8 protein-coding genes are annotated in these 12,433 nt (G+C 70.2%); 1 reads left to right on the top strand and 7 read right to left on the bottom strand.

Translation table 11 applies throughout. The features are described from left to right. Positions 1–11: 11 nt before the first annotated feature. The 7 genes from OIE12_RS08195 to OIE12_RS08165 form a co-directional block, all read right to left on the bottom strand. A complete protein-coding gene (locus OIE12_RS08195; RefSeq protein WP_329133256.1) occupies positions 12–728 on the bottom strand; it encodes an ABC transporter ATP-binding protein in 717 nt (238 codons plus the stop codon). Further along, entirely contained in the window at positions 725–1,678 is a 954-nt protein-coding gene (locus tag OIE12_RS08190) for an ABC transporter ATP-binding protein (protein WP_329133254.1), read from the bottom strand. The genes OIE12_RS08195 and OIE12_RS08190 overlap by 4 nt, the downstream gene beginning before the upstream one ends. Positions 1,679–1,683: 5 nt before the next feature. Beyond that, positions 1,684–3,492 carry a branched-chain amino acid ABC transporter permease gene (locus OIE12_RS08185; RefSeq protein ID WP_329133252.1) on the bottom strand — a complete coding sequence of 603 codons (1,809 nt, stop codon included), beginning with the start codon at positions 3,490–3,492 and terminating at the stop codon, positions 1,684–1,686. A gap of 4 nt (positions 3,493–3,496) precedes the next feature. Further along, on the bottom strand, positions 3,497–4,426 hold the full coding sequence (locus tag OIE12_RS08180; protein ID WP_329133250.1) for a branched-chain amino acid ABC transporter permease: 930 nt from the start codon (positions 4,424–4,426) through the stop codon (positions 3,497–3,499). 123 nt (positions 4,427–4,549) lie between these two features. Continuing rightward, a complete protein-coding gene (locus OIE12_RS08175) occupies positions 4,550–5,773 on the bottom strand; it encodes a branched-chain amino acid ABC transporter substrate-binding protein (RefSeq protein WP_329133248.1) in 1,224 nt (407 codons plus the stop codon). A gap of 621 nt (positions 5,774–6,394) precedes the next feature. Further along, complete coding sequence (locus tag OIE12_RS08170; protein WP_329133246.1) at positions 6,395–6,883, bottom strand: PaaI family thioesterase; 489 nt, start codon at positions 6,881–6,883, stop codon at positions 6,395–6,397. Positions 6,884–6,975: 92 nt separating this feature from the next. Further along, positions 6,976–9,255, bottom strand: a complete 2,280-nt coding sequence (locus OIE12_RS08165; RefSeq protein WP_329133244.1) for an FdhF/YdeP family oxidoreductase — start codon at positions 9,253–9,255, stop codon at positions 6,976–6,978. A gap of 169 nt (positions 9,256–9,424) precedes the next feature. Here OIE12_RS08165 and polA point away from each other — a divergent pair, with 169 nt between their 5' ends. Continuing rightward, positions 9,425–12,148, top strand: a complete 2,724-nt coding sequence (gene polA / locus OIE12_RS08160) for a DNA polymerase I (RefSeq protein WP_329133242.1) — start codon at positions 9,425–9,427, stop codon at positions 12,146–12,148. Positions 12,149–12,433 lie beyond the last annotated feature (285 nt).

Below are 12,433 nucleotides of genomic sequence, written 5' to 3'. Positions count from 1 at the left end.
GCCTCGGTGGCTCAGTCCTCGCCGAGGTACGCCTTGCGGACCGACTCGTCGTGCAGCAGGTCCTGCCCGGAGCCGGAGAGGACGATGTTGCCGATCTCCATGACATGCCCCTGGTCGGCCAGCGAGAGCGCCGCCTGGGCGTTCTGCTCGACGAGGAGGATCGTCGTGCCCTGGGCCTTGAGCTCCGCGATGGTCGCCATGATCTTCTGCATCATGATCGGCGAGAGGCCCATGGAGGGCTCGTCGAGCATGAGCAGCTTGGGCTGGGACATCAGGGCCCGGCCCATGGCGAGCATCTGCTGTTCACCGCCGGAGAGGGTGCCCGCGGCCTGCTTCCGCCGCTCCCCGAGGATGGGGAAGAGGTCGTAGGCGCGCTGGATGTCCTTCTCGATGCCCTCCTTGTCCTTGCGGAGGAAGGCGCCGAGCTGGAGGTTCTCGGCGATGGAGAGGCGCGGGAAGATGTGCCGGCCCTCGGGGGAGTGGGCGAGCCCGAGCGCGACGATCCTGTGCGCGGGGACGCCGGTGAGCGGCTTGCCGTCGAACATGATCCGTCCGGAGCTGGGCTTGAGCAGTCCGGAGAGGGTGCGCAGGGTGGTCGTCTTGCCGGCGCCGTTGGTGCCGATGAGGGTGACGACCTGGCCGGCCTCGACGCTGAACGAGATGCCCTTGACGGCTTCGATCTTGCCGTAGGCGACCTTGAGGTCCTCGACCTCCAGGAGTGCGGTCACTGGGCTTCTCCCTTGGTGGTGCCGGTGCTCTCCGCGGCGTCGGCCTCGGCGGTGCTGCCCGGGGCATCGGCCTGGACCTCGGCCGCGTCGGCCGGGGTGGCGTCGGCCGGGGTGGCGTCTGCCTGGGCCTCGGCCTCGGCCTCGGCCGCTCGGACCTCCGCCGCCTCGGCGTCCCCCGGGGCGCCCTCGAAGGGCTCGCCGAGGTAGGCGGCGACGACGCGCTCGTCGGCCTGGACGACGTCGGACGTGCCCTCGACGAGTTTCTCGCCCTGGACGAGGACGGCGACGCGGTCGCAGAGGTTGAAGATGAAGCGCATGTCGTGCTCGATGACGAGCACGGCGATGCCCTTGTCGCGGATGGCGAAGACGAGTTCCTCGGTCGCCCGCGTCTCCTGCGGGTTCATTCCGGCCGTGGGCTCGTCCAGGAGGAGCAGACCGGGCTCGCTGGCGAGGGCGCGGGCGATTTCGAGCTTGCGCTGTTCGCCGTAGGGAAGGTTGCGGGCGAGGTGATCGCGTTTGTGGGCGAGTCCGATGAATTCGAGCAGTTCCAGCGCCCGTTCCTCGCTCGCCTTCTCGGCCTTCCGGAATCCGGGGCCGCGCAACAGGGCGGACCAGAGCCCTTCCTTGGTGCGCGTGTGGCGGCCGACGAGGACGTTTTCCAGGACGGTCATGTTGGCGAAGAGCCGGATGTTCTGGAAGGTCCGGGCGATTCCGGCCTTGGTGACGAGATGGGGTTTGGGCGGAAGGATCTTGTCGTGGTAGCTGACGGTCCCTTCGGTGGGCACGTAAAGACCGGTCAGGCAGTTGAAGAAGGTGGTCTTTCCGGCTCCGTTGGGCCCGATCAGGCCGACGATCTCGCCCGTGTTGACGGTGAGGTCGACGGACCGTACGGCGGTGAGGCCGCCGAACCGCATGGTGACGTCGCGGGCCTTGAGTGCGGGAGTGGTCATGGTGGTCACGCCCCTGCCTTGGTGACGCCGAGGGTGGAGTCGGGAAGGCCCTTCTCGGGGACGTCGAGCTGGTCGATCTCGTGGAATTCGAGCTGGCGCCGCCGGTTGGCGATGACGCCCTCGGGACGGAAGCGCATCAGCAGCACGAGCGCGATGCCGAACGCGAAGAGCTCGTAGTTCTGCAGGAAGCCGAGCTTCTCGGGGATCAGATAGAGCAGCGCGGCACCGAGCAGCGGGCCGTTGACGGTGCCCATGCCGCCGAGGACGACGGCGGCGAGCAGGAACGCGCTGTTGGGCGGCGCCGCGCCCGCGAACTGGTACGGCGCCGGGTTGACGCTGTACGAGACGTGCGCGCCGACCGTGCCGGCCAGGCCGGCCAGCGAGGCGCCGAGGGCGAAGGCGACGAGCTTGACGCGGAAGCCGTTGATGCCCATGGCGGTCGCGGCGGTCTCGTCCTCGCGAATCGCGATCCAGGAGCGGCCGATCCGGCTGTCGGCGGCCCGGGTGAAGACCAGGACGACGATGGCCGTCACCAGCAGCATCAGGAAGAAGTAGTTGGAGAACCGGCCGAGGGTGAACCCGGCGACGTCGTGGCTGTCCCCGAGGTTGAACCCGAAGATCTCCAGGTCGGGGATGCGGCTGATGCCGTTGGGACCGTTGGTGATGTTGGGTCCGGAGCTGCCGTCCAGGTTGTTGACGGCGATACGGAAGATCTCTCCGAAGCCCAGGGTGACGATGGCGAGGTAGTCGCCGCGCAGCCGGAGTGTCGGGGCGCCGATGAGGACGCCGAAGACGAGCGTGACGGCCATGCCGGTCAGGGCGGCGGCCCAGAACGGGAACTGGGTGCCGGAGAACCGGCTGTACTCACTGCCGGAGACCAGGGCCGCGGTGTACGAGCCGACGCCGAGGAAGGCGACGTAACCGAGGTCGAGGAGGCCGGTGAGGCCGACGACGATGTTGAGACCGAGGGCGACGGTGCCGAAGGTGAGGATGTTGACGCCGAGGTTGGCGTTGTGGTCGTCGCTCTGGGTGAAGGGGAAGATCACCGCGGCCAGGAAGGCCAGCGCGACCGCGAAGCCCTTGTGCCGGCTGCTGATCTCGGTGTACCGGGCGAGCAGCCCCGAACGGTTGAACGCGAGGAGGGCGAAGACGAGGAGCAGCACGAAGCCGACGAAGGTCTCGCTGTCGTCGCTGTCGATGCCGATGCCGTAGGTGAAGGCGAGCAGCGCCACGGCGGTACCCAGGGTGATCACCAGCCGGCGCACCCAGGGGCTGGCCGGAACGGTGATGCGGCCCGGGTCGGGCGAGGTCAGATAGGCGCGGATGCCGCCGGGCCCGGCCGGCGCGGTGAGCGCGCCGACGACGGCGAGGGCACTGGCGACGGCCGCGACGTAGCCGCCGGGGTCGAGGTTGGCGAGACCGCCGAGGTCGACCGCGATGGCGATGACCGCGAACCAGCAGACGGCGAATGCGGACAGGGCGGCGTAGAAGAGGGCCGAGGGCGTGGCGATCCGCTCCGCGCCGGGGAGCCGGAGCAGACCGAGCCGGGCGGCGCCGAAGAAGAGCGTGAACACGCCGGCGACGATGGCGAGGATCTGCAGACCGGCGGGGTAGCCGTAGACCGTCAGGTCGCCGGGGAACTCGCTGGTCCAGGTCCAGGACAGGAAGGCGGAGGCGATGGTGCCGACGCCGCCGAGCAGGACGAGGGCGAGACCGGCGCCGGGGGCGAGGGGTATCAGCCCGCGGGGAGCGGGCGGCGCGGGCGACACGGTGGGTTCCGGTGTCGTGGGTTCCGGGGTCGTCGTGTGGGTCATGCGATCACGCCCTGTCCGCGACACGTTCCCCGAGGAGGCCCTGTGGCCTCAGCAGGAGGACGAGGATGAGGAGGACGAAGGCCCACACGGAGGCCCAGCCCTGGCCGCCGAGCTGCTCCATGCCGGGGATGTCCGCGATGTAGGCGGTGGCCATGGCCTCGGCGACACCGAGGACGAGACCGCCGAGCATGGCGCCGTAGATGTTGCCGATGCCGCCGAGGACGGCGGCGGTGAAGGCCTTGAGACCGGCCTGGAAGCCCATCTCGTACTTGACGGAGCCGTACTTGAGGCCGTACGCGACGCCCGCGACCGCGGCGAAGAGGCCGCCGATGGCGAAGGCGATCACGATGATGCGGTTGGTGTCGATGCCCATGAGCTGGGCGGTGTCCGGGTCCTGGGCGGTGGCCTGCATGGCGCGGCCGGTGCGGGAGAGACGGACGAAGAAGGCGAGGGCGGTCATGCACAGCACGGCGGCGAGGACGAGGAAGATGTCGCCGCTCTGGATGCGCACGGAACCGACGTGGTACGGCCCGAAGGGCAGCTGCGGGAAGACGCGGTCGGTCTTGGCGCCGGGGTACCAGTTGAAGACGGCCTGCTGCAGGGCGAGCGAGAGGCCGATCGCGGTGATCAGGGGGGCCAGGCGTGGTGCGCCGCGCAACGGGCGGTAGGCGAACCGTTCGGCTCCGACGGCGACGAGGACGGCGACGACCGCTCCACCGGCCAGCATGAGGGGGAGGGCCAGCCACATGCTGGTGTTGCCGGGGAGCCAGAGGTAGACCGAGAGGGCGCCGAAGCCCCCGGTCATGAAGATCTCGCCGTGGGCGAAGTTGATGAGCTGGACGATGCCGTACACCATCGTGTAGCCGATGGCGATCAGCCCGTACATCGAGCCGAGGAACAGCCCGTTGGCCAGCTGCTGCGGCAGTGTGTTCACCGCGCGGCCTCCGTGTGTGAAGTGAGGGAGTGGACCGGTCCGGTGGGACGGCCGGGCCGGCATAGGGAAGGGGCCGCGCGGTGACGGGTGGTCTGCCGCGCGGCCCGGGGTGGTGCGGTGCGGTCAGCCGGCGTCGTAGGTGCCGCTCTTGACGGCCTTCCACTTGCCGTCCTTGACCTGGTACACGGTCAGCTGCTTGTTGGTGGTGTCGCCGTACTCGTCGAAGGCGACCGGACCGGCGATGCCGTCGAACTTGACCTTCTGGACCTGGTCGACGATCTGCTGGCGGGCGTCGTCCGGAACCTTGCCGTCCTTCACGACCTCGCCGACGGCCTTGATGATCGCCGTGGCGGCGTCGTAGGAGTAGCCGCCGTAGGTGCCGTAGTCACCGGGGTACTTCTTGGCCTTGTAGGCGGCGATGAACTCCTTGGCGGCGGGCAGGGTGTCGACGGGGACGCCGACGGAGGTGGCGAGGTCACCCTCGGAGGTCTTGCCCGCGGTCTTGATGTACGTGTCGGAGAACATGCCGTCGCCGCCGAACAGCGGGATGTCGGCGCCGGCGTCCTTGAGCTGCTTGGTCAGGATCTGCGACTCGTCGTACTGGCCGCCGTAGTACAGCATGTCGGCCTTGGAGTTCTTCACCTTGGTGACGAGGGTGGAGAAGTCCTTGTCACCGGTGTTGACGTGGTCGGTGCCGGCGATCTTGCCGCCCAGCTTGGTGAAGCTGGAGGTGAACAGCTTGGCGAGACCGGCGCCGTAGGTCTGCTTGTCGTCGACGACGTAGACCTTCTTCTTCTTCAGCGTGTCGTGCGCGTACTGCGCGGCGAACCCGCCCTGGAGGGCGTCGGTGGTCGCGGTGCGGAAGTACGTCTTGTACGGGCGCGTCTTCTTGGTCTGCCAGTCCTTGCCCTGGGTCAGCTCGGGCGCGGTGTTGGAGGGGGAGACCTCCACCAGGTTGGCGGTGGCGAAGACCTGCTGCATCTGGGTGGCCACGCCGGAGTTGAGGGGACCGACGACACCGAGGACGTCGTCGTCGGCGACGAGCGCGGTGGCGTTCTGCTGGCCGGTGGCGGGAACGGCCTTGTCGTCCAGGGCCTTCACCTTGAAGGTGACGCCGGGGACGGTCTTGTTCTTGTTGGCGTCGTCGACGGCGATCTGCACGCCGTACTGGATGCCGAGGCCGGTCGCGGAGTTCTGGCCGGTCAGCGGGGCGTCGACGCCGATGACGACGGTGGTGCCGCCCTTGTCGTCGCTGCCGCCGCTGTCGTCCCGAGAGCCGCAGGCGGTGAGGGTGAGTGCTCCCGCCGCCAGGGCGGCGGTGATGGCGATGAGCGAACGTGGGCGCACGATCGTAAGTCCTTTCACTGGCGCAGCTGTTTCCCCGTGGAAGCAGCCGAGTCGTACGGCGGCCGGTTGTGGCTTTTCGGCTGCGCGGTGACTGGCGGTGACTCTAAGCGCGTGCGAGGAAGGCAGAGGAGGACTTGGCCAAGGCTGTGACGCTCTTGTTATGACACGAGGTAATGCAGAGCGGTACCGACTGGGTGGAACGGCGGAATTCTGACCCATTCGTCCGGTCCGCATGCTGAGAACCCGCAGCACGAGGCGGATTCGTTCAGGAGTCTCGGCGGTTTTGCTGATGACGGGGAAACGTTGCCAGAGGTTACTCATGGTGTTTCCGGCAAGGGGTGCGCGCCGTGCTGCCCCGGGGGAATATGGGGGTGTTTATTACCCGCGTATTACGCAGCGTTACGCCCGGGAAAGGGAATCCGGCATTCTTCGGCACATCGCGTATGTCGTCCCATACGCGGATGCGGGGTGAGCGGGGGGAGCGGGAGGAGGGCCCGCGGACATGCCTGTGCCGGAGCACGGTGCCATGCGCTCCGGCGCAAGGGGGGTTCCGGGCTGGTGCTTCGGGTGTTCGCCGGGGTGCCCTGGCGCCTCGGGCGTTCGCCGGGTCCTCCCGGTGCTTCAGGCCTTGGCCGGGACGTCCGGTGCGGTGCCGGGGGTGACGTCGCGCAGCATGCAGGTCAGCCGGGCGCTGCACACCCGCCGGCCCTCCTCGTCGCTGATCACCACGTCGTACGTCGCCGTGGAGCGGCCCCGGTGCAGCGGGGTCGCCACGCCGGTGACCAGGCCCGACCGGGCGCCGCGGTGGTGGGTGCAGTTGAGGTCGACGCCGACCGCGAGCTTCTTGCTGCCGCCGTGCAGCATCGCGCCCACCGAGCCGAGCGTCTCGGCCAGGACGGCGGAGGCACCGCCGTGCAGCAGCCCGTACGGCTGGGTGTTGCCCTCGACCGGCATCGTGCCGACGACCCGCTCCGCGGACGCCTCGGTGATCTGCACGCCCATCCGGGTGCCCAGGTGCCCCGCCGAGAACAGCGCCACCAGATCAACACCGAGCGCGGCGTACTCGTCGACGACCTCCTGCGGGAAGGTCACGTTCCGCTGTTCACCCATGGGCCCTGGCTCCGTTCGTTCGTCGTGGACGGTCCCCGTCCGTGACCGGCCACCGGCGACGCGTGCCGCCGCCGGCTTCGCTGAGCGAACGCTCAGTCGGTCGCCGATTGTTCCAGGCGGACCACGACGGACTTGCTGGCGGGGGTGTTGCTGGTGTCGGCGGTGGCGTCCAGCGGGACCAGCACATTGGTCTCCGGGTAGTACGCCGCCGCGCAGCCCCGGGCGGTCGGGTAGTGCACGACGCGGAAACCGGGGGCCCGCCGCTCCACGCCGTCCCGCCACTCGCTCACCAGATCGACGTAGGCGCCGTCGGCCACCCCCAGGGCGCGCGCGTCCTCCGCGTTGACCAGCACCACCCGGCGGCCGTTCCGGATGCCCCGGTAACGGTCGTCCAGGCCGTAGATGGTGGTGTTGTACTGGTCGTGCGAGCGCAGCGTCTGCAGCAGCAGCCGGCCCTCGGGCAGCTCCGGGTACTCCACCGGGGCCGCGGTGAAGTTGGCCTTGCCGGTGGCGGTGGGGAAGCGCCGCTCGTCGCGCGGGGCGTGCGGGAGGGCGAAGCCGCCGGGGCGGGCCACGCGCGCGTTGAAGTCCTCGAAGCCGGGGACGACCCGGGCGATGCGGTCACGGATCGTGGCGTAGTCCCGCGCGAACTCCTCCCACGGCACCCTGCTGTCCTGGCCGAGCACCCGCCGTGCCAGCCGGCACACGATGGCCGGCTCGGACAGCAGCTGCGGACCGGCGGGCTTCAGCCGGCCGCGGGAGGCGTGCACCATGCCCATGGAGTCCTCCACGGTCACGAACTGCTCGCCACCGCCCTGCACGTCCCGCTCCGTGCGGCCGAGGGTGGGCAGGATCAGCGCGCGGGCGCCGGTCACCGTGTGGGAGCGGTTGAGCTTCGTCGACACGTGCACCGTGAGCCGGGCGCGGCGCATGGCGGCCTCGGTGACCTCGGTGTCGGGCGAGGCGGAGACGAAGTTGCCGCCCATGGCGAAGAAGACCTTCGCCTCGCCGTCGCGCAGGGCGCGGATGGCCCGGACGACGTCGTAGCCGTGCTCCCGGGGCGGGGCGAAGCCGAACTCCTTCTCCAGGGCGTCCAGGAACGCGGGGGCGGGCCGCTCGAAGATGCCCATCGTGCGGTCGCCCTGCACGTTGGAGTGGCCGCGCACCGGGCACACGCCCGCGCCGGGACGGCCGATGTTGCCGCGCAGCAGCAGGAAGTTGACGACCTCGCGGATCGTGGGCACCGAGTGCTTGTGCTGGGTCAGGCCCATCGCCCAGCACACGATGGTGCGCTTGGAGGCGAGCACCATCCGGAGCGCGCGGTCGATGTCCTCCCGGGTGAGACCGGTCGCCGTCAGCGTCTGTGCCCAGTCGGCGGCCCGGGCCGCCTCGGCGAACTCCTCGAAGCCGTGCGTGTGGGCGGCGACGAACTCCTCGTCGACCGCGCCCTCCGTCTCGAGGATCAGCTTGTTGAGGAGCCGGAACAGGGCCTGGTCGCCGCCGAGCCGGATCTGCAGGAACAGATCCGTGAGCGCGGCGCCCCTGACCATGCCCTGCGGCGTCTGGGGGTTCTTGAACCGCTCCAGGCCCGCCTCGGGCAGCGGGTTGACGCTGATGATCCGCGCGCCGCCCGCCTTCGCCCTCTCCAGCGCGGAGAGCATCCGCGGATGGTTGGTGCCCGGGTTCTGCCCCGCCACGATGATCAGATCGGCCTGGTGCAGGTCCTCCAGGAGGACGCTGCCCTTGCCGACGCCGATCGTCTCCGACAGGGCCGAGCCCGAGGACTCGTGGCACATGTTGGAGCAGTCGGGCAGGTTGTTGGTGCCCAGCTCGCGGGCGAAGAGCTGGTAGAGGAACGCCGCCTCGTTGCTGGTGCGGCCCGAGGTGTAGAAGACCGCCTCGTCGGGGGAGGAGAGCGCGGTCAGTTCCTCGGCGACGATGTCGAAGGCGCGGTCCCAGCCGATCGGCTCGTAGTGGTCGGCGCCCTCCGGCAGATACATGGGATGGGTGAGCCGGCCCTGCTGGCCCAGCCAGTAGCCGCTGCGCCCGGCCAGATCGGCGACGGAGTGCTCACGGAAGAACTCCGGGGTGACCCGGCGCAGGGTGGCCTCCTCGGCGACCGCCTTGGCGCCGTTCTCGCAGAACTCGGCGGTGTGCCGGTGATCGCCCTCGGGCCAGGCGCAGCCGGGGCAGTCGAAGCCGTCCTTCTGGTTGACGCGCAGCAGCGTCAGCGCGGTGCGCCGCACGCCCATCTGCTGCTGGGCCATGACGAGGCTGTGCCGGACGGCCGGGAGGCCGGCCGCCGCGTGCTGCGCCCCGGTGACCTGCGGGGCGTCCTGCACCGGATCGGCCTTCGGCGGCTTCGTTGCCATCGCACGCTCTCCCTTGCGCCCGCGGGTGTGACCTGCCGTCTCCGATCCTCGCACGGGGCACCGACAACGATGCCCCCGGTGGGCGGGAGCAATGGTTGCCGGGTGGCGGCCGGGCGGCGCGGGGGCCGGTGGGGCCCGGCTGTCAGTGGGGCGTGGCAGGATCGGGGACGTGGCAGAGACAGCATCGAAGAAGACCGACACGACCCCCGGCGGCGACCGTCCGCGGCTGATGCTCATGGACGGGCACTCGCTGGCCTACCGCGCGTTCTTCGCGCTGCCCGCGGAGAACTTCACGACCGCGACGGGCCAGCCGACGAACGCCATCTACGGCTTCGCGTCGATGCTGGCGAACACGCTGCGCGACGAGGCGCCCACACACTTCGCGGTGGCGTTCGACGTCTCCCGCAAGACCTGGCGCTCGGAGGAGTTCACCGAGTACAAGGCGAACCGCTCCAAGACGCCCGACGAGTTCAAGGGCCAGGTCCAGCTCATCGGCGAACTGCTGGACGCGATGCACGCGAACCGCTTCGCCGTCGAGGGGTTCGAGGCCGACGACATCATCGCCACCCTCGCCACCCAGGCCGAGGCCGCCGGTTTCGACGTCCTGATCGTCACCGGCGACCGCGACTCCTTCCAGCTCGTCAGCGACCACATCACGGTGCTGTACCCCACCAAGGGGGTCTCGGAGCTGACCCGGTTCACCCCCGAGAAGGTCGTCGAGAAGTACGGGCTGACGCCCGCCCAGTACCCCGACTTCGCGGCCCTGCGCGGCGATCCGTCCGACAACCTGCCCGGCATCCCGGGCGTCGGCGAGAAGACGGCCGCGAAGTGGATCAACCAGTTCGGCTCGTTCGCGGAACTCGTCGAGCGCGTCGAGGAGGTCAAGGGCAAGGCCGGGCAGAACCTGCGCGACCACCTGGAGTCGGTGAAGCTCAACCGCCGGCTCACCGAGCTGGAGCGGCAGGTCGAGCTGGAGAAGACGGTCGCCGACCTGGAGCGCGTCGCCTATGACCGCAAGGCCGTCACGATGCTCCTGGACACCCTGGAGATCCGCAATCCCTCCCTGCGTGAACGGCTGTTCGCCGTCGACCCCGGCGCCGAGCAGGCCGAGGCCACACCGGTCGCCGCCGGTGTCGCGGTGGACGGCGCGGTGCTCGGCGCGGGCGAGCTGACGCCCTGGCTCGCCGAGCACGGCACGGTTCCGCTCGGCCTGGCCACGGTCGACACCTGGGCGCTGGGCACCGGCTCGGTCGCCGAGGTGGCACTCGCCACGGCCACCGGTGCCGCCGCCTGGTTCGACCCGACCGCGATCGACGAGGCCGACGAGCAGGCGTTCGCGGCCTGGCTCGCCGACGCCGAGCGCCCCAAGGTGCTGCACAACGCCAAGGGCGCGATGCGCGTCTTCGCCGAGCACGGCTGGACGATCGAGGGCGTCACGATGGACACCGCCCTCGCCGCCTACCTGGTCAAGCCCGGCCGCCGCTCCTTCGATCTGGACGCGCTGACCCTGGAGTACCTCGGCCGCGAACTGGCGCCCCCGGCCGCCGCCGACGGCCAGCTCGCCTTCGGCGCCGACGAGGAGGCCGAGGCGGACGCGCTGATGGTGCAGGCCCGCGCCATCCTCGACCTCGGCGAGGCGTTCACCGGCAGACTGGAGGAGGTCGGCGCGGCCGATCTGCTGCGCGACATGGAACTGCCGACCTCCGCGCTGCTCGCCCGCATGGAGCGGCACGGCATCGCCGCCGACCGGGCCCATCTGGAGTCCATGGAGCAGATGTTCGCGGGCGCCGTCCAGCAGGCGGTGAAGGAGGCGCACGCGGCGGCGGGCCACGAGTTCAACCTCGGCTCGCCCAAGCAGCTCCAGGAGGTCCTCTTCGGCGAACTGGGCCTGCCGAAGACGAAGAAGACCAAGACCGGCTACACCACGGACGCCGACGCCCTGGCCTGGCTCGCCGCCCAGACCGAGAACGAACTCCCGGTGATCATGCTCCGTCACCGCGAGCAGGCCAAGCTCCGCGTCACCGTCGAGGGCCTGATCAAGACGATCGCCGCGGACGGCCGCATCCACACCACGTTCAACCAGACCGTCGCCGCCACCGGACGGCTCTCCTCCACCGACCCCAACCTCCAGAACATCCCCGTCCGCACGGACGAGGGCCGCGCCATCCGCCGCGGCTTCGTCGTCGGTGAGGGCTACGAGTCGCTGATGACGGCCGACTACAGCCAGATCGAACTGCGCGTGATGGCCCACCTCTCCGAGGACGCCGGCCTCATCGAGGCGTTCACCTCCGGCGAGGACCTGCACACCACCGCCGCCTCCCAGGTCTTCGGCGTGGAACGCTCCGCGGTGGACGCGGAGATGCGTCGCAAGATCAAGGCGATGTCGTACGGCCTGGCGTACGGGCTGTCGGCCTTCGGCCTCTCCCAGCAGCTCAACATCGACGCCGGCGAGGCACGCGCCCTGATGGAGGCCTACTTCGAGCGGTTCGGCGGCGTACGGGACTATCTGCGCCGCGTGGTGGACGAGGCCCGGGCGACGGGCTACACGGCGACGCTCTTCGGCCGCCGCCGCTATCTGCCCGACCTCAACAGCGACAACCGCCAGCGCCGCGAGGCCGCCGAGCGCATGGCGCTCAACGCCCCCATCCAGGGCACGGCGGCGGACATCGTCAAGATCGCCATGCTCAAGGTCGACAAGGCGCTGCGCGCGGCCGGCCTGACCTCCCGCATGCTGCTCCAGGTCCACGACGAAATCGTCCTCGACATCGCCCCCGGCGAACGCGACCGGGTCGAATCCCTGATCCGCCAGGAAATGACCACAGCGGTCCACCTCAAGGCCCCCCTGGACGTCTCGGTGGGCTCCGGCCCCAACTGGGAATCAGCGGCCCACTGACCACCCTGCCCCGCACCCCGCAGGGGCGCGGGGCAGCGTTGCCACGCGGCTCCACCGCAGGAGGCGTCCTACCTGCTTCCAGCAGGGGGCGCCCCACTGCTTGGAAGGGGCGCGGGGCTGTGTTTTTGCGCGGCTTCGCCGCGGGTGCGCGTTGAAGGGGCGCGGGGCTGTGTCTTTGCGCGGCTTCGCCGCGGGGGCGCGTTGAAGGGGCGCGGGGAACTGCGCGACAAGCCACAACGCACCCGCACCCGCCCACGAACCCACCCACCCGAGCTCTCAGGCGCC

Origin of the sequence: Streptomyces sp. NBC_00670 (genome assembly GCF_036226765.1) — a bacterium.
Lineage (GTDB): Bacteria > Actinomycetota > Actinomycetes > Streptomycetales > Streptomycetaceae > Streptomyces.
This window is presented reverse-complemented; position numbering and strand designations above follow the sequence as displayed.